Source organism: Lactococcus hircilactis, assembly GCF_009601015.1.
GTDB classification, from domain to species: Bacteria; Bacillota; Bacilli; order Lactobacillales; family Streptococcaceae; genus Lactococcus; species Lactococcus hircilactis.
Window position 1 is genome coordinate 80,286 of the sequence record NZ_WITJ01000005.1, and the last position, 18,412, is coordinate 98,697.

The following is an 18,412-nucleotide window of genomic DNA, read 5'->3' on the forward strand; positions in this document are numbered from 1 at the left end:
AAATTTTTATTCTGAAAAGTCACGAGAAATTTGTGATTTAAGAAGTTCTAAACTCTTTTTTGCTTCTTCTATTTGATGTTGTCGCTCATCTTCGATCGTTAAGTCTTTCACATCAGGACTAACACTTGTCTCGCCTTGAGGTGATATGTTTTCTTGTGCAGTGGTAGAACGCCATTTAAGCATTCCTCCTTTATAAAATCCTCGAACATTTGCAAATTCGGATTCCTTTGGAAAAAGTAACCGTTCAAAATATTCATCCCCAATTTCATCAAGAAGTGCTTCTTTTGATAACAAACTTGCCCCACCACCAGTTAATACGATAAAATCAAGTTCTTCTATATCAGGAAAATTCTCAGTAATAAGTGGAGCGATTGTAAAGCGCGTATAGCGTTCAATTTCAGATTTTACAATCGTAGTTATGTCCCTAATATCAGCTTGGTTCGCTGATGGTCGATAAATATACTTTCCTGTGTCCTGTGAAGAACGAAGCATTTGTTCAATTAAAAAGGTCTTTGTTGAATTTATTCGACGTCCGATTTCTTTAATCAGATTCTGAACACCTTCAAATCTTTCATCTCCTAATGGAGATGGATTTAAAGCTACTGATCGATTAACAAGAATCGTTCCTCCACCAATATCCATAACTCCGATTCGTCCATCAGAATACCGAACATCTCGCTTATAATCCTGTGTGAATGCAAGATTAAGTACTGTCCCCATATATTGAGGAATAATCGATTAAAATTCTTCTGACGGAATTAAAACAGTTACTAGTTTATGATTGATTTTTATTTGGTGTTGACCGACGGCTAAAGATTTCAAGATATTAACTGTATCGCTCTCTTTATGCAGATCGGTAATAGAGAGTCCCAGAGTCAGATGAACCACCAAAGGTGATTCATAGCTTTCTTCGTAATCCATAGCTAATCTTCCTAAAGCAAATTCTAAAATGCGAATGGCTTTCTTTTGTTTCATTCGGCCAGTTCTAGCATAAGTGTCAATCAAACGCTCTGGTAAATTATAAACTTCTAAATGGGGACCCCAAATAAAACTATTCTCAGAGTCACTCGGAAGCGAGAAGTAAAAATTATCCTCTTTTTCGAGACTTCCAAGTCCACCTTGTGCCACTTGCTCAGCATTCAAGTATGAAGACGGGTAGCTGTACTCTCCCCGTTCAGATTTCATTTTAATTCGTTTATTACCTAAATCAATTGCAAAAGTATTCATTTTTTTCCTCTTCGTTTTATCAAAAATTTTAATTGTTATTTACTATTGGATCAACTACCAAACTGATTTTTCTTAATTGTTCAGTGTAATCTGTAATTTTTTCATTCAATACTTGTAGCTGATTTTGCCTTTCCAGCTGAATTTTTGTTGCTTGCTTTTGAGCAGCCTCAATAATTTCTTGTGCTTCAGTTTTTGCAGCATCTAGCTGAGCTTTTGCTTCTTTGGCAGAATTTTCTTGCATCTCTTTAGAGATTTCAATCGTCTTTCTTGCCTCAGAAAGAGTGGCGTGATCAGGATAATCTTCATAAATTCGATTTAACAGATCTGCTACCTGAGCTTTACTCTCAAGTTGATTTTTTTCAAGAGCAAAATGATGATTTTGGTTTTGATTTTTGAGTTCATTATTTTGGACTTCTAAACGTTTTTGAGCTTCCAAAGCTTCGCTTAACTTCTGATCTTTTTGCGCTAATTCAGATTCTATTTTAGAATAATCTGATTTCAAATTTCCCAATGTATCAATTTGATCTTTAGCTTTTTGAAGGTCGTTTTCTAGTTTTTTTCTTTTCATTTGCTCTTTTTGAATCAAAAGCTCATTTTCTTTAATTAAACTTGGTTGTTTCTCAAAATTGTTCAACTTCTTTAAGGCTGATTGATGCTCTAGTGCTAAATGTTCAAAATCCACTTGTAATTTTTGATGTGTTTTTCTTTCATTTGCTAAGGTTTCTTCTTGTGATTTAATCACAGAATTTTTTAGAGAAATTTCGTTTTGAAACTTAATTAACGAATTCTTAAATGCAAGTTCATTTTTTAATTGAACAACTTTTAAAGGTTCTTGATTCTCTAAAGGCTCTTGAATAGAGTATCGAATGCGTGCTTTTGGCACTCCGGGTACTGGCTCGCTTGCATTCTCCTTTTCTTGTGCCATTTCCTCAATTGGTGAAACCTCTTCTACTTTAGGTGAAACTTCTACTTTATCTTTTTCCTTACTCATTTCATCATCAGGACGGATTACTTCATCCATCTTAGGCTCATCTTGAGGGGCTGTCCCCTCAGCATCCGATAATTGCTTGATTTCCTCCATTAATTGATTAGAAAAAAACCAATTTCCTTTCTTTTTTGTCTTCTTTTTATCATTTTTATCGCTCATAATAACAGCTTCTCCTTTTTCTAATTAGTTATTATTTTTTTACTTCAGTAGTTGTAGATTGCAGAATCGATTGGGAAGTGCTGCCACTCTTTTTTTCACTAGAAGAAGTCGATGTTTTCACATCTGTATTTGAATGTTCAGAAGTTGGTGTTTTTGAAGTGAGACCAACTTTCTTTTGAAGTTCTTGGATTTTTTCATTTTGTTGATTCTGCATTTGATCATAAATCTGTGTTACTTTTTGAAGTTGACTTGATCTGCTTTCAACTGTGTAAATAGAAAAAATACACAACACAAGGCTAAAAACAAGAAGAACATTCACAATTAAAAGTGTTAAAATTTGTTTTTCATGTAAAAAAATCCGAAAAGCTTTTATTTTTTGATTAACTTGGGGATCCTTTTCCTTCTGAAGTAATCTTTGGTAGCTATACTGGCGAAAAATCGCATAACTACTTAATAATAAAACAAAAATCAAAAGAACAAAAAGTCCAATATTCATTTTGTAACCTCCATTATTTTCTTTCGATTTTTAGTAATTCAATCAAAAATTTTTTTCAAACTGATTTTACTGAGATGAAAAATGAATACGCCCTGTTTTACGCGATATTTTATGTCTCAAAAAGTCGTTTTTCTTTTTTGACTAAATTCACAAGTTTTATTACAAAATCAATTGACTCTGTAATAAGTAAAAATACTACTCTTTAATTATATTTTTATTTTCATCTGAGTCAAGATTCATTTAAGTCATTTTTTTAATTACTTCATACAGTTTATTGCTGATTTCGCTTTATAATGCATTTATAATACAAAAAAGTGATTGAAACAACCTATTTCTGATTTTATTGTATTTATTTTTAAAATCAAAAAAAACACGTAATCAAGCGTGCTTCTTTGATTTGGAGAACGTGCTAATTTTAAATCATTGTTTGTTGTACCTCATTTTATAAGACCATTAACAACAGAAATCTAATGTTCAAAATTGCTGAACTTCATTATCCATTCCATTTTTTTGGGTACTTTTCTATCCAAATATTCATTTGATTCACTCATCACATCTTCCAATTTGTAATTTTCTTGGTCTGTTGAGATATTTTTAGCATCATTTTGCGTCAATAAAGAAAGAATTCCTAAATTTTTTTAAAAATAAAATAGGGCTGAGATTGTGCGAAATTTGATTTCTTTTTATTTTAGAATTCTTTTATATATTCAAAAAAGGTCCTGCAAGACCTTTTTTGGATTGTTCTTATTTAACAATCATAACATTACATGGTGCATGGCTTACCACGTAAGTACTGGTTGATCCGACTAAAATTCGATCGAGTAAATTTTTACTATTTGATCCCATAACAATCAGATCAACCGCTTCTTTTTCAGCAAACTGTACGATTTCTTTTTTGGGAAATCCTGTATAATTATGAAGCGTGTAATCAACTGAATCTTTGATGATCTGCCTTGCAGCGTCTAGCACTTGTTGTGATTCTTTTTCAAGTGTTTCAAGATAAAGCGGCATCGCATAAGGAGTTCCTCCTAATCTCGTTTCATCTTTGACATACAAGACGTCAAGAGCAGTTTGGTTTCTTTTCGCAATTGCGATTGCTTCATGAATCGCATTGTCAGATTGAGGTGAACCATCAATAGCAACTAAAATTTTTTTATAAATTTCTCTCATTGTAAACGCCTCCTTTACTATTATTATAATATTTTTTGAGCGAAGATTCAATTAATATCACTGTTTTTTAATTTAAAGTAACGCTTTTTCTCTAAAACTAAAATACTGATCCTTTCCGACAATAACATGATCAAAAAACTGGATGCCAAGAAAATGACATGCTTGTGAAATCTGAGTTGTAAATTCACGATCTTGATGACTTGGTACTGATTTTCCAGAAGGATGATTATGAGCAACAATCATTCCTACGGCCATATTTTTTACAGCAAAATGCAAAATTTCACGCGGATTTGCGATAGAGCGATTGGCGGCACCTACAAAAATCGTTCTTTTTTCAATAATCTTATTTTGAGCATCAAGATAAACCGCAATCAGATGTTCTTGATCAAAATCTTGCATTTCATCAACTAAAGATTTTCCAAAATCTTCTGAGCTTAAAATTTGTCCGTAACGCTTTCTTTCACTGGTTTGGATTCGTTTTCCAAATTCAATCATCGCTCGAATCTCAATCGCTTTGACTTTCCCAATGCCAAGATTTGATCTAAGTTCTGTGATGCTTGCGCGCCTAAAATTTTCAATCGTTTTAAAGTTCATTAAAAGCAACGTCGCAATCTCAAGCGCACTTTTTTGATGTGTCCCTGTCCGAAGTAAAATCGCAAGTAACTCTTGATCGGAACATTTTTCAGCGCCTAATTGCTCTAATCTTTCTCTTGGAAAAAGTGGGTATGTATTTTCAGAAATTTCGTACATGTCAACCTCCACTTTTTTATACGAAAAACGAGAGTTATTGTAACAAAAAAAGATAAGAATTTTCTTATCTTTCTAAATAAAATTCAAAGCGATCGCCAACATATTGGGATAAAACATATTCAAATGCTCTGCCGTCTGATAAATAAGAAACTTGTGTGACGCCTAGCATGGCTGATCCAACACGCGTTTTGAGATCTTCTGCAAGTTCAGTACTTGCTTTTTTTGCTGAAACGATTTGCTCACTATGTGAAATTTCATATCCATTTTCACGTAATGTTTTAAAGAAATTACTCGTAATATTGTTTTTATCAAAATCTTTGACAAGCTCAAAAGGAATACTCGCGACTTCAAAACAAATCGGGAGATGATCTGCGTAGCGAATCCGCTCCATTCGAATGATGGAATTTTCTTTGGTAATATGGAGTTTTTCACATTCTACATCATTTGGTGCTGTTCTGATATAAGAAAGGAGTTCTGAGGAGGGCGTTTTACCTTGAGCTAAAATAATATCTGTAAATGACGTTGTCCCTCGCATTTTTTCTCTGACACGTCTGCTGGCAACATAAGTCCCAGATCCGACACGGCGCTCCAAAATCCCTTCATCGACAAGGGAGGTCACGGCTTGTCTAGCTGTCATTCGACTCACGTTAAAACGCTCCGCAAGATCACGCTCTGATGGCAAGCGTTCTCCTATTTTCCAGACGCTGTTTTCTACTTCATCTTTGAGTGCGTCATGAATTCTGACATAATTTGGAACTTGTTTTTTTGTATTCATATTTACACCTCAGGGCTTCAATTGGTATAGTTATTATAGCATAAATTCACTTAAATTTCTTTATTTAATCTCATTTAATGGATTTTTTGTTTTATGAACACTCAATAGAAAAGAACACTTCCAGCCACAAACAGCCGAAAGTGTTTTTTAGTTTCGATAATGAGATTATTTTGAAGGAACAGTAATCTTACCGGAAATGATATCTTCTTTAGCTGTTTCTACAGCAGATTTGATGCTTGATGTAACATTATCATAACCAATATTAACTCCGCCGTTTTTAAGATTATAGGTCGTCACAGATCCACCAGGGAACTTGTTTGCTTTTGTCTTATCTGCCATATCGCGAACAACTTTTCCGACTTCTTTAATCGTTGAAACTAAAACAAAGTTTGATTTTTTACCATCTTTAGAAGTATAATTTCCAAGATATTTTTGATCTTGGTCAACACCGATCAACCAGACTTTATCTGCTTCGTTTTTACCTTCATTTTGAGCTTTGGCTTCGTTGAATGCTCCAACCCCAACGCCTCCGGCACATTGATAAACGACATCTTCTCCTGCGCCATACATGGCGTGAGCGATTGTTTTACCTTTTGCGGCATCTGTAAAGCTTTGTGCGTATTGAACATCTACTTTGATATTTGGATTAACAGATTTTGCACCTGCTGTATAGCCTGCTTGGAAACGTGTGATAACGTCTGATTGCATGCCTCCAATAAATCCGATTTTTCCAGTTTTTGATGCTTTTGCTGCAGCAACTCCTGCAAGATAAGCCCCTTCATTGTCTGCAAAGAGTGCAGAGGCAAGATTCTTGATTGGTGTTGTTGGTGCTGAGTCAACAATCAAGTAATCATTTTTTGGATTGTTTTTAGCAGCTTCTTCTGTTGCTTGTTCCAAACTAAATCCGATTCCTACTTGAAGTTTGTAGCCTGCAGCTGCTGCTGAGTTAAAGTTTGTGGTGTAATCAGATGCTGAGTTTGATTGGTAGTAGTTGAATCCTTGACCTTTGGTCAAGCCATTCTCTTTCCCCCAAGCTTCCAAACCTTCCCAAGCTGATTGATTGAATGAGCGATCATTGATTCCGCCAGTATCGGTAACGATAGCAACTTTTAGATCAGTCTTTGCTTTTCCTGAAGCTGATCCGTGTGAACCATTTGAGCGACACCCTGCAAGGACTGCGACTGAAGCGAGTGCGACTGCACCAACTGCAAAAACACGTTTATTCATGGAAACGGTTTCCTCCAAAATTTTATTTGATTGCTAAATTTTTAGCTTAAGCCTATTTTAAGCTATCTTTTACTTTTTTTCAAGTATTATAACCAACTGAATCAATTTCATTTTTAAATGTTCGATTATTACGAACATTTATCCAGACTTTCTTGCTTTTTTTCTTTTAAATAAGATTAAAAACAAACATTTAATCCAGTGTTCTAAATGAATAAGGCAAGAGTGCGCCAACTGTAGTTGCTTTAATGGTTAAGTCCTTTGAGACAAGATATACGGGCATTTCTTCAGAGCAAAATTCTACTAAAACTTGTCTGCAAGCACCGCAAGGTGAAATCGGTTCATTGGTTTCTCCGTAGATTGCAAGCGCTGAAAATTCACTTATTCCGTCAGAAATTGCCTTAAAGATGGCTGTACGTTCTGCGCAATTGGACAGTCCAAAACTGGCATTTTCAATGTTGCAACCCGTCACTATTTTTCCGTCAGTACTGACAAAAGCTGCACCTACTGGAAAATGGGAGTAGGGAACGTATGCTTTTTTTGATGCTTCTTTTGCTTTTTGTGCTAATTCAAGATTAGTCGTTTTCATTGGAGCGATCACCTTCCATCACGGCAATACTTGCAGAAATTCCCAAGCGACTTGCTCCTGCTGCAATCATACCGTGTGCTTCTTTTGCTGAATGAACACCGCCAGAAGCTTTGACTCCCATGTCAGGGCCAACCGTTTCACGCATGAGTTTGACATCATGAACTGTGGCACCGCCTGTTGAAAAACCAGTGGATGTTTTAACAAAATCAGCACCTGCACGCTGTGCGGCACGACAAGCTTGTACTTTTTCATCATCGGTCAACAGACAGGCTTCGATGATGACTTTGAGCACCCGTCCGGCTTTGACTTTATTGACTTGAGCAATATCTTGTTCAACAAATTCCCAATTGCCATCTTTTGCGGCTCCGATATTGATGACCATATCTATCTCGTCAGCACCATTTTTAATGGCATCAGCAGCTTCAAATGCTTTTGCAGCACTTGTCGATGCACCAAGAGGAAATCCAATGACAGTACAGACATTTGTTGGGTCATTTTCGAGCGCTTTTGCAGCAAAGGAAACCCAAGTTGGATTGACACAAACGCTAGCAAAACGATATTTTTTAGCTTCATCAATGATTTGTTGAAGCTGCGCTTGAGTAGCATCAGCTTTAAGGATTGTGTGGTCGATATAAGTATTGAGTGTCATGTTTTTTTCTTTCTATTTTTAAGATTTACTTTTTATATAAATGATACCGATGCCGACATAAATGAAGGAATAGGCAACAACAAATGCGATAAAGCCGCGCAAGCCACCATGCCACAATAGCATGGCAAAACCGCCAACGAGTAACGATAACAGCGTTTGAATCAGTCGAATATTTTTAGGTAAAGGGTCTATTTGTTTCATGAGCGAATGATCTCGATGATTTCTTTAGGAGAGGTGGCTTTGTCAGTAATGACAAGTGTTGATTTGAATTCTAAAACTAATTCGTCAGTAATGACAGCGTTGCTGTAAAGTGTGGCAAGCACTTCGCCTTTTTGTGTTTTATCCCCGACTTTTTTTGCAAGCTGAATGCCCGCTTCAAAATCAATGTGATCGTTTTTCGTGACACGTCCTGCACCTAATTTCATCGCAACAATGCCCATTCCATAAGCTTTTTCTTCTGTCACAAAGCCTGCTCTATCAGCCAAAATATCAATACGATAGGCTGTCTTTAACGGAGCACATAAGTGATCAAAAGCATCTGGATCTCCATTTTGAGCCCGCACCATCTCGACAAATTTTTCATACGCTTGCCCATGATCAAGATGAGAAAGGATGGCTTCAATTGACTTTTCAACACCTGCCAAAGACAGCATGATTTGTGCTAGTTCAGCGATGAACGTTCTAAATGCGTGTGTTCCTTTACCATGGAGCGTCTCAACTGCTTCTGTGATTTCATTACGATTGCCGATTGCAAAGCCTAAGGGCTGACTCATGTCAGTAATGACAGCGACCGTTTCACGTCCAACGGATTTTCCTAAATCGACCATTGTTTGTGCTAAAACACGCGCATCATCAACAGATTTCATGAATGCACCATCGCCCACTGTGACATCAAGCAAAATCGCATGGCTCCCAGAAGCAATTTTTTTGGACATCACAGAGCTTGCAATTAACGGGATAATATCAACTGTCGCCGTCACATCACGCAAGGCATAAAGAAGTTTGTCAGCTTTGACAAGTTCTTCTGACTGCCCAATAATAGCAATGTTTGTTTTTTTGACTTGCTCGATAAAATCAGTTTCAGATTTTTCAATATTAAATCCTGGAATAGATTCCAATTTATCCAGAGTGCCACCTGTGTGACCCAAACCACGCCCTGACATTTTGGCAACTGGAACGCCAAACGAAGTAACAAGGGGTGCCAAAATCAAGGTCACCTTATCCCCCACACCGCCTGTGGAATGTTTATCAACTTTAATTCCAGGAATACTCCTTAAATCAAATTGCTTGCCAGAATTCACCATTGCCATCGTCAAATCTGCAGTTTCTTGCGTCGTCATTCCTCTGAAATAAATCGCCATCGCAAGTGCCGACATCTGATAGTCAGGGACGAAACCCGTCACATAATTTTCAATAATCCAATCAATTTCTTCTTTCGAAAATTGAGCGCCATTCCTTTTTTTCTGGATCAAATCCACCATTCTAAAGGTCATTTTTACTCCTTTTCTTTATACGATCGTAAAATATAATAGCCTTTATCTTTTGCAATCACATCACAATTTCCAAAGACTTCCACCATTTTTTTCTGAGCACTTGGTGCGCCTTGTTTTTTTTGAATAACGATAGTCAAATGTCCATTTTCATTCAACTGATCATACGCACCTTCTAAAATACCATGGACCACACTTTTGCCCGCACGAATTGGCGGATTACTGATGATGGCATCAAAACGCGTTGTGATCTTATCATAGAGATTTGATTTTAGAATCTTGTCAGTACTGACAGCATTCAATTGAGCATTTTTTTCCGCCAATTCAAGCGCCCGAACATTGACATCAATCATCGTGAGTTCAAGATTATACCGCTTGGAAAGCGTTAGACCAAGCGCACCATACCCACAACCAACATCTAAAAGTGTTTTTGCCTCTATAGGTAAAAAGTGTTCCAATAACACACGTGAGCCATAATCAATCGCCGATTTACTAAAAACGCCTGCATCCGTCACAAAAACCATCGGAATCCCCAGTAAATTAACCTTTATTTGATTTAAATCGTGCGCTAAATCACGATTATCCTCATAATACATATTTGTTTTAACCATGATACCCATTTTAACATAAAAAGCCAAAAAATGAGTGTCAAATTTTTCTAATCTACTTTTTTTTTTGAAAACTGTTTCTTTTCATGTTTTGTCAGTACTGACAGCTTTTTTCAATTCGATTTGTAAGCGGTCATCACTTTGATTTTTTTTATGTTTTCTATCAAGAAAAAAATAAGAGTTTGTGCTAAAATAGACGCATGAATGAATTCACAAATTATGACGAAATCAGCCGTGAAAAATGGCAAAATTTATACAAAACCTCAATTGCACCACTGACCAAAAACGAATTAGAAAGTATTCGCTCACTCAATGACGAAATCTCCCTTCAAGACGTACAGGATGTCTATCTTCCGCTCGTTCATTTGGTTCGACTTTACAAAAAAAATCTGGAAGACATGAGTTTTTCAAAAGGTCTTTTTTTACAAAAAATCGTGAAAACGCCACCATTAATTATCGGGATTTCTGGTTCTGTAGCTGTTGGAAAGTCAACAACAGCAAGACTTGTACAGCTGCTTTTATCTCGTGCTTTTAAAAAATTATCAGTAGAACTTGTCACTACTGACGGATTTTTATTTCCCAATCAAGTATTAGAAGCACGTCATTTATTGGACAGAAAAGGATTTCCAGAAAGCTATGACATGGAGCGATTGCTTCAATTTTTGTATCAAATAAAAAATGGTGAACATTGTCAAGTCCCGATTTATTCTCATGAAATTTATGATATTCTCCCTGAACAGATGCAAGAAATTGATAATCCAGACATCTTGATTGTCGAAGGGATTAATGTGCTGCAAAGCCCCCAAAGTCAACTGATTTACGTCAGTGATTTTTACGACTTTTCAATCTATGTTGACGCAAACGAAGCAATCATTGAAAAATGGTATTTGGAACGTTTTGACAGTTTATTAAAATTAGCCGAATCCGACGAAAGCAACTATTATCACCAATTCACAAAACTTCCGTATGATGAAGTGGTCGCACTTGCACGTGACACGTGGGCAAAAGTCAATCGCATTAATCTAAAACAATACATTGAACCCACAAGAAATCGCGCAGAAATCATCCTTCATAAAACAGATAACCATCACGTTGATAAAATTTATCTTAAAAAATTCTAAAACGAACGGATAAAATGAACGAAAGTTGCCTCAAAGTAGTGCTTTCAACTAATTTATGATAAAATAAAACAGTAATATTTTTTAATAAACAAAAGTAAAAATGATACTTTTGTATTTTTGATATGGAGGTCCTCTTGCTAGATCACAAACTAGAAACCATCATCGTCTTAGACTATGGTTCGCAGTATAATCAGCTGATTTCGCGACGAATTCGCGAAATTGGTGTCTTTTCTGAGCTCAAATCACACAAGATTACAGCGAGCGAAGTTCGTGAAATTGCGCCGATCGGAATTATTCTTTCTGGTGGGCCAAATTCTGTTTATGATAAAGGTTCATTTGATATTGATCCTGAAATTTTCGAACTCGGTCTTCCTATTCTTGGCATTTGTTATGGCATGCAACTCATGAGTTATAAACTCGGTGGAAACGTTGAAGCTGCCGAAGATCGTGAATACGGAAAAGCCATGATGACAGTACAAAAAACATCAGAGCTTTTTGATCATACCCCAAGTTCACAACAGGTTTTAATGAGCCACGGTGATAAAGTCACAGCAATCCCAGAAGGATTCGAAGTGATTGCAACCTCAAAAAACAGTCCTTATGCTGCTGTTGAAGACAAAAATCGTCGTTTTTATGGCATTCAATTTCACCCAGAAGTGCGTCATTCCATTTACGGGACTGATATTTTGCGTAATTTTGCCCTCCAAATTTGCGGTGCAAAAGGTGATTGGTCAATGGAAAATTTCATTGAAATGCAAATTGATGCGATTCGTAAAAAAGTAGGAGATAAAAAAGTACTGCTTGGCTTGTCTGGAGGTGTTGATAGTTCAGTTGTTGGCGTGCTTTTGCAACGAGCAATTGGAGATCAGCTGACTTCAATATTTGTGGATCATGGTTTCTTAAGAAAAGGCGAAGCTGACCAAGTCATGGACACCCTAGGTGGAAAATTCGGACTCAACATCATCAAAGTGGATGCTCAAAAACGCTTTATGGACAAGCTTGAAGGACTTTCAGATCCAGAAACAAAACGTAAGATTATCGGAAATGAATTCGTTTATGTCTTTGACGACGAAGCCACAAAACTTAACGGCATTGAGTTTCTTGCTCAAGGAACCCTTTATACTGACGTCATCGAATCTGGAACAGATACTGCACAAACGATCAAGTCACACCATAATGTTGGTGGACTTCCAGAAGACATGCAATTTCAGCTCATAGAACCCCTCAACACCTTATTTAAAGACGAGGTCCGTGCATTAGGAACACAACTCGGAATGCCTGATGATATTGTTTGGCGTCAACCTTTCCCTGGGCCAGGACTCGCCATTCGAGTCCTCGGTGATTTGACCGAAGAAAAACTCGAAACCGTCCGTGAATCAGATGCTATTTTGCGTGAAGAAATCGCTGCAGCAGGGCTCGAACGCGACGTGTGGCAATACTTCACTGTCAACACAGACGTTCGCTCAGTCGGCGTCATGGGAGATGGTAGAACATACGACTATACAATAGCAATCCGTGCGATCACCTCAATTGACGGCATGACAGCTGACTTTGCGAGACTCCCATGGGAGATTCTCCAAAAAATCTCCGTCCGTATCGTAAATGAAGTGGATCATGTCAACCGCATCGTCTATGATATCACAAGTAAACCACCTGCAACTGTAGAGTGGCAATAAAATTCACGAAACACAAAGAATTATGATTGTGGGAAAAGTGCTATAAATCAACGAAACAACATCTTTTGAAATCGAAATTTCTCGAAAAGAGCCGAGATTTCACTACTAAATTAAGTGCTAAAAATTATTTTCAATGATTTTTAGCACTTTTTCTTTATTGAAGATATTTTAAGTCGGACATACCGTTTGAATTCTACTATACAAAGAGTAAAATAAAGGTACATAAAAATAATGGAGGTCATTATTATGACTGAAAAACCTAACTATCAACTCATCCATGACGGACTTGTAGAACTCGCTAAACTCTTTGATAATCCTGATAGTGCTGGTGGGATCATGCAAGAGATTGAACCCGATGCAGATTTAACACTAGATTTCGATGGGCTTGCTGTGCAAGGATTTCAAAAGTAACAAAAAAAGGATTTTCAGATAATATCTGAAAGTCCTTTTTTGTTCAAAATCTACTCTTTATCCTTTGGCAGTCTGTTTTGAACAACTAAATCAATAAATTGTAAAATTAACTCTATTTCTTCGTCGTTCAGCCCATTTAACGCTAATTTGTCGGGCAGTTTATCAGATAGCCCCAACAGATAATCTGATGACACACCAAAAATATCGCATATTTTCATTAACCCTTCAACGCTAGGATATGATTTGCCCTGTTCATATGACGCAACTGCCCAACTGGACAAATTAAGTTTTTGTGCTAATTCTGCTTGAGAAAGCTTTTTGGCTTTCCGCAAACTTCTCAATTTATTTCCTATGTATTCTTTTCCCATATCTATAATTATTGTACAAATTTGATATGGAATATAAATACTCACACCGTAATTAAAATGCTCAATATGGTCAAAATATGATATAATAAATACTGAATTAGCATTCAAATTACCTGAAATCAACTGAACGGAGGAGTTTAAATGAATTGTAATTTCTGTGGTGACTGGTTACCAAAAGGGACAGGAATTTGCCCGCATTGTGGAACACGTCAAAATCTCTCTTATGGTGGAGAAGTTAGCAGTGCTGTTGGCGAAGCAGCAGGTAATGCTTTAGGAGCAGCTATCGTTGCCATTATCGTTATTGTAGTACTTCTTGCGATTCTCCCTGTTGCAATTTTGAATCCTTTGACCATTTATTTATTGCTGATACGAGGCAAACGTTTTCCGAGTATTGGCACTAGAGGACGTAAGTTAATTTTCCAAGGGTCTATTATTTATACAGCATGGTTAATAATCATTTTTAGCCTTGGCCTTGTTTTTCCTAACCTATTCTATCCAAACATTGGAAAACCCTTTGTCATTATCAATTTACTAATTATTGGTGCGGTATTTCTAGCATTCATTATTGAAAATATTCGTGGAAATCTAAGTCAAAAACGGATTGGGCGTGCTATCTGGCGTTCAGTGGTTATTGTTGCCCTTTTCTGCTGTGCAACTTTTTCAAGTGCGCTCATCATGGCGTATAATACTTCAAATGCGCCAACTATTATACAAAATAAGCAAAATGCAGCAGAGAATAAAATTCTTCAGCAAAAACAAGATAAATATGCTTCTGAAATTGCTTCCTCTAAATTTACTAATAATCAAATCAAATCCCAGCTAGAAAAATTGGGTTATCTCAGTGGTGACAATACAAAGGCTACTTTTTCTTCCCCTGTGTATGGTGCAAGCAAACTGGGAGGTTTTTTCAATATCTATCCAATAGGAGTTCATCGTTATCCGATGATTTATATTATACAAATCACGAGCGATTCAGACTCTGGTTATTCTGGGATTGGTCATTTTGAGGGCACAGATGGTAGTTTGCAAATTAAGTCGTTATCAGAATTTAATAAAGCCAATCATCTTAACTTAAAAGTTGGGGACTGGTACATGACAAAAGAGCCTACTCCAGATGAACACGGAACACCACAAGAGCTAACTTCTCTCAGCCAAATTCCAAATTTTTAAACACTAAAAATTTCAAAAGGAAAATTCACACAATGAAAACAACAAAAATCATCGCAGCTACAGGTATCTTAGTCCTCCTCATTGCGGGAGGGGCAACCTATGGCATCATTCAGCATGATAATGCTGTACACGCCGCAAATGTAAAACATGATAAATTAGTCAAAACAGAGAAAACAAATTTAGAGGTAGCGACTGCAGCCGTTGAGCAAGCCTACAAATCAAGAAAAGCTCAAGATATTAAAACTACCTATACCGCTATTGACAAACTTGACAAAAATCAGCAAAAAGACAAAACATCCTTAAGCGACAAGATGACTAAATTGAACGGCTTTCTGTCTCAAATTGCCGCAGTTAACACAGCATTGCAAAGGCTACAAAATCAAAAGTTGATTCAGACATTAACGCAACCCAAGACCTTATAAACAAAGAAACAGACATCTATTTAAAAAGTGACAAGACAAGCGCACAAAGTAAGCTCAATGCTATAAAAACTCAAATAGCAAAGGCTAAAGCTGCGGCTGATGCTAAAGCAAAGGCTGATGCGGCGGCAAATCAAGCAGCTCAAAATACGGCTCAAGCCGCACAAGACACTGGAGCAAGTAATGGGGGTGAGTCAAACCCTGCTCAACAAGCTCCAGCACAACAAGCACCTGTACAACAAACTCCAGCGCAACAAGCGCCTGCACAACCTGCTCCTGCACAACCTGCTCCTGCACAACCGGCGCCACCGGCTACAAGCAATAATGACGCACAACATGCTGCTGAGAATGTTACACCACCGGCAAACGGGTATGCGGGATATGGACAAAACAAAGATGGTAGTGATCCGTTCCACTTCTAATAACACAAACAAAGGAGATTATACCTATGTATGATGCGTATGAATCACGTCGTAGAGAACAGTCCAAACAAGACTTACAAGCCTTGCAGAAATCTGTTGAAACGACAACATATAAAGATGACCCTCGATTTAAACTATTAGAAGCTTCTCAACAAGTTATTGTCACTCAAGTAATGAATTAAAGACTGTCTAAGACGGTCTTTTTTTTGAGGTTATCTATTTAGTTTCCACCCTATGCTCCACTTAATAACACCATTTGGTAATAACTCTATATCATGACTAATATTTGTACAACATGTGCCATGATATACTACGATTTCATGATTCCACTATATATATCACATAATATACCACTACATTTTAACTAAATCAGGACTAATGATACAACGTTATATTGTCATGATATAGAGCAATTTTATAGTCACGCTCAATAGTTCTTTTTAACATTTTTTAAAGCATTTTAGCTAAAAAACGACACCCCCTTTTTCTTTTCAATTTATTTTGATAAAATATAATTAAAGATAGCACAGCACCATATGTAGCAACAGAGCCGACCCACAATTTTAAGTGGAGGAATCGGAGCCGACGAGTACACGGAAGAGAAAGGCCGTTTCTACTCGAATCGAACAAATGCACCGCGCCGCTATTGACCTATTTCATGATTGGAATAGGAGATGACGGCGGGGTGCATTTCTATTTATTTTTTAAACGGAAGCCCCGCCATACACTGGACGGGGCTTTTTTCATCCCCTTAATGTCAAAAGGAAATAGTAACTACCATGGAAAAACTAATTAAAAAATAAGAAATCGAAGAAATGGGCTTTGACCCCAAAACAACTACGCGAATCTGGCGAGCAATCAAAAAATTGCTAAAGGATGATGGCTACACTATTTACACTAGCCGTACAAAACAAGTGCCACAGTCCTATTTATTTCGAGTGCTCGGAACGGAAAAAGATGAATAACTTACTGAACCCCGTAGGGTAGGGAATATGGGAACATATTTCCGCACGGCGAAGCCGTTCCTTTGGCGCATAGCGACAAAGCCCGTACTTTACGCAAGTAAAGTATAACGGGCTATACTTCACTAATGTGAAACAAAGAAAAATGAAAGATAAAAAAGGGAGAATAAAGATGAGCATTAGTATCTCTTATTCCAAACACTCAGCTTCTGAGTTGAAACGCAGTACATATGAACACATCATTCGCAATGAAAAAAATGCAGAGCGAGTAGCTGCTCACACCAAGAGCAATCATGACCCCGCACTGGCTGGCTATAACGTGGTATTACTTGATGAAGGGATTGACGAAACCAAGAAGAAACTAGCGGATTACGAGGAAGCCCGACAAAAATCAGGTTTGAAATCCATGCGAAAGGATGCTAAAGCCTTTGTGGACGCAACGATTCAGCTTTCAGATGATACCTTACTTGCGCTTGGGTGGGAAAATGATAGTGTGGGACGCAAACTTCCTGTCAGTAAACAAAGTCCATCAGCTATAAAAAATGTCATTTTAGCATATAAAACGACATTTGAAGCCATTTGTACAGATGAGGCTACATTTGGTCACATTGCCTTAGCTGATATACATTTTGATGAGTCGAACAATCCGCATTTAGACTGTTTAATGTCTGTTTTAGATGGCGATAATCCAAACTACTCAGTCAATGAATTCATAAATGGTAAAAATCGCTATGAGAAAAGCGTAGTTAATGGAAAGAAAATGACAAAAAAAATCATGCAACCAAAAGGGCAAGAATTGTCTCGTAAACAGGGCCGATTAGGCGAGTTGGTAGCACAACGTTTTAAAGTCGAAGACATCGAAAAATTCGACTTAAAGCGTGGCGCGGGTGAAAAATCTCGGGCAAAAGCTCGTGATCTAAGACGAGAAGCTGAAAACAAATTATCAGAGGCACGCAACCTAGCTAATGATGCATACGCAAGTAAACAAGCTGCAAATGCTGAATATAATGATGAATGGGGTCAATATCGCGATAAAATGAGACTATTGCGTGAACAACATGAAAAATTATTTACTTCTGATGAGCGTAGCAGATGGGATGAAGCTGCACGCCGTTTAAAACACGCCAAATCTTTAGAGTATGTGGCGCAGCAAACTGATGGATTTATTGGTGTGGCATTTGCCATTATTGCTGCTATTCAGCAATATACAGCAGAAGAACAAATTAAACAAATGAATCAAGAGCGACAGAAAACCATCAGTAAAATCAATGAGCAAAAGCAACTTTTAAAGCAAGATTTACAATCTGCCAAGAAAAAGCGAGATAACGCAATCTTACAAGTAAAGCAAGCGACTACGAAACGCGATAAAATTCAACAAGAATTTAACGCTCTAGTCCCAAAACTAAGACAGGCAAAGGAAACAATCAATAATGAAAATGACTTTAGAGTGTCTTTGGCTGCTCGAGAAGATAGTTTAAGCGACAGAGAACAAAATGTCGCCAAACGTGAAGCTAAACAGAAGCGTGCCGTTGCTTCATGGGAAACAACCCTTTCCGTTGTTAATAACGGCACCCTTGCAGAACGTGAAAAAGCAAGACTAATAGCTGAAAATGTTGCTGAAAAGCATGGAAATAAGCAGACATTTGATATAGACGCGCTTATTCTTGACTTAGACAAGGCAAATCAACAACTGTCCCAATAATCTCTTTATCCGCGCGTATGCGCGAGATGGAATTTT

The 18,412-nt window shown here is 37.2% G+C and carries 23 protein-coding genes; 9 read left to right on the forward strand and 14 right to left on the reverse strand.

Annotated features, from left to right (window positions below):
• Positions 1-6 precede the first annotated feature (6 nt).
• From GHI93_RS13055 to GHI93_RS04565, 13 genes are all read right to left on the reverse strand, one after another.
• A complete protein-coding gene (locus GHI93_RS13055; RefSeq protein WP_246177022.1) occupies positions 7-720 on the reverse strand; it encodes an Alp7A family actin-like protein in 714 nt (237 codons plus the stop codon).
• A gap of 18 nt (positions 721-738) precedes the next feature.
• A complete protein-coding gene (locus tag GHI93_RS13060) occupies positions 739-1,227 on the reverse strand; it encodes an acetate and sugar kinases/Hsc70/actin family protein (RefSeq protein WP_246177023.1) in 489 nt (162 codons plus the stop codon).
• A gap of 28 nt (positions 1,228-1,255) precedes the next feature.
• Positions 1,256-2,218 carry a hypothetical protein gene (locus GHI93_RS04515; protein ID WP_153495881.1) on the reverse strand — a complete coding sequence of 321 codons (963 nt, stop codon included), beginning with the start codon at positions 2,216-2,218 and terminating at the stop codon, positions 1,256-1,258.
• 187 nt (positions 2,219-2,405) lie between these two features.
• Positions 2,406-2,870, reverse strand: a complete 465-nt coding sequence (locus GHI93_RS04520; RefSeq protein ID WP_153495882.1) for a hypothetical protein — start codon at positions 2,868-2,870, stop codon at positions 2,406-2,408.
• Between the two features lie 744 nt (positions 2,871-3,614).
• On the reverse strand, positions 3,615-4,040 hold the full coding sequence (locus GHI93_RS04525; protein ID WP_153495883.1) for a universal stress protein: 426 nt from the start codon (positions 4,038-4,040) through the stop codon (positions 3,615-3,617).
• Between the two features lie 72 nt (positions 4,041-4,112).
• Complete coding sequence (radC, locus tag GHI93_RS04530) at positions 4,113-4,790, reverse strand: RadC family protein (protein ID WP_153495884.1); 678 nt, start codon at positions 4,788-4,790, stop codon at positions 4,113-4,115.
• Positions 4,791-4,854: 64 nt separating this feature from the next.
• Positions 4,855-5,565: a GntR family transcriptional regulator gene (locus GHI93_RS04535; protein WP_153495885.1), complete on the reverse strand. Its 711-nt coding sequence runs from the start codon at positions 5,563-5,565 to the stop codon at positions 4,855-4,857.
• 165 nt (positions 5,566-5,730) lie between these two features.
• Entirely contained in the window at positions 5,731-6,792 is a 1,062-nt protein-coding gene (locus GHI93_RS04540; protein ID WP_153495886.1) for a BMP family lipoprotein, read from the reverse strand.
• Positions 6,793-6,982: 190 nt separating this feature from the next.
• Entirely contained in the window at positions 6,983-7,378 is a 396-nt protein-coding gene (locus GHI93_RS04545; RefSeq protein WP_153495887.1) for a cytidine deaminase, read from the reverse strand.
• Positions 7,365-8,027, reverse strand: a complete 663-nt coding sequence (deoC, locus tag GHI93_RS04550; protein WP_153495888.1) for a deoxyribose-phosphate aldolase — start codon at positions 8,025-8,027, stop codon at positions 7,365-7,367. The genes GHI93_RS04545 and deoC overlap by 14 nt, the downstream gene beginning before the upstream one ends.
• Before the next feature lie 18 nt (positions 8,028-8,045).
• On the reverse strand, positions 8,046-8,228 hold the full coding sequence (locus tag GHI93_RS04555) for a hypothetical protein (RefSeq protein ID WP_153495889.1): 183 nt from the start codon (positions 8,226-8,228) through the stop codon (positions 8,046-8,048).
• The gene (locus GHI93_RS04560; protein WP_153495890.1) at positions 8,225-9,520 is read right to left on the reverse strand and encodes a pyrimidine-nucleoside phosphorylase; all 1,296 of its coding nucleotides are present in this window, start codon (positions 9,518-9,520) and stop codon (positions 8,225-8,227) included. Before GHI93_RS04560 ends, GHI93_RS04555 begins: the two co-directional genes overlap by 4 nt.
• Before the next feature lie 2 nt (positions 9,521-9,522).
• Positions 9,523-10,128 carry a class I SAM-dependent methyltransferase gene (locus tag GHI93_RS04565; RefSeq protein ID WP_153495891.1) on the reverse strand — a complete coding sequence of 202 codons (606 nt, stop codon included), beginning with the start codon at positions 10,126-10,128 and terminating at the stop codon, positions 9,523-9,525.
• A 197-nt stretch (positions 10,129-10,325) separates the two neighbouring features.
• On the opposite strand from GHI93_RS04565, the gene coaA reads away from it, so the two are divergent.
• From coaA to GHI93_RS04580, 3 genes are all read left to right on the forward strand, one after another.
• Entirely contained in the window at positions 10,326-11,246 is a 921-nt protein-coding gene (coaA, locus tag GHI93_RS04570) for a type I pantothenate kinase (protein ID WP_153495892.1), read from the forward strand.
• 122 nt (positions 11,247-11,368) lie between these two features.
• A complete protein-coding gene (gene guaA / locus GHI93_RS04575) occupies positions 11,369-12,922 on the forward strand; it encodes a glutamine-hydrolyzing GMP synthase (protein WP_153495893.1) in 1,554 nt (517 codons plus the stop codon).
• A 246-nt stretch (positions 12,923-13,168) separates the two neighbouring features.
• The gene (locus GHI93_RS04580) at positions 13,169-13,333 is read left to right on the forward strand and encodes a hypothetical protein (RefSeq protein WP_153495894.1); all 165 of its coding nucleotides are present in this window, start codon (positions 13,169-13,171) and stop codon (positions 13,331-13,333) included.
• A gap of 50 nt (positions 13,334-13,383) precedes the next feature.
• On the opposite strand, the gene GHI93_RS04585 is transcribed toward GHI93_RS04580, so the two are convergent.
• A complete protein-coding gene (locus GHI93_RS04585; protein WP_246177024.1) occupies positions 13,384-13,809 on the reverse strand; it encodes a helix-turn-helix domain-containing protein in 426 nt (141 codons plus the stop codon).
• 33 nt (positions 13,810-13,842) lie between these two features.
• On the opposite strand from GHI93_RS04585, the gene GHI93_RS04590 reads away from it, so the two are divergent.
• The 6 genes from GHI93_RS04590 (at position 13,843) to GHI93_RS04610 (ending at position 18,376) form a co-directional block, all read left to right on the forward strand.
• Complete coding sequence (locus GHI93_RS04590; protein ID WP_153495895.1) at positions 13,843-14,871, forward strand: hypothetical protein; 1,029 nt, start codon at positions 13,843-13,845, stop codon at positions 14,869-14,871.
• A gap of 32 nt (positions 14,872-14,903) precedes the next feature.
• Positions 14,904-15,293, forward strand: a complete 390-nt coding sequence (locus GHI93_RS04595) for a hypothetical protein (RefSeq protein WP_153495896.1) — start codon at positions 14,904-14,906, stop codon at positions 15,291-15,293.
• Between the two features lie 117 nt (positions 15,294-15,410).
• Complete coding sequence (locus GHI93_RS04600; RefSeq protein ID WP_153495897.1) at positions 15,411-15,746, forward strand: hypothetical protein; 336 nt, start codon at positions 15,411-15,413, stop codon at positions 15,744-15,746.
• Positions 15,739-15,894 (forward strand): hypothetical protein, encoded by a 156-nt coding sequence (locus GHI93_RS04605; RefSeq protein WP_153495898.1) that lies wholly within the window; start codon positions 15,739-15,741, stop codon positions 15,892-15,894. Before GHI93_RS04600 ends, GHI93_RS04605 begins: the two co-directional genes overlap by 8 nt.
• 633 nt (positions 15,895-16,527) lie before the next feature.
• On the forward strand, positions 16,528-16,677 hold the full coding sequence (locus GHI93_RS13275) for a DUF3173 family protein (RefSeq protein WP_415579450.1): 150 nt from the start codon (positions 16,528-16,530) through the stop codon (positions 16,675-16,677).
• A gap of 142 nt (positions 16,678-16,819) precedes the next feature.
• A complete protein-coding gene (locus GHI93_RS04610) occupies positions 16,820-18,376 on the forward strand; it encodes a coiled-coil domain-containing protein (protein ID WP_153495899.1) in 1,557 nt (518 codons plus the stop codon).
• Positions 18,377-18,412 lie beyond the last annotated feature (36 nt).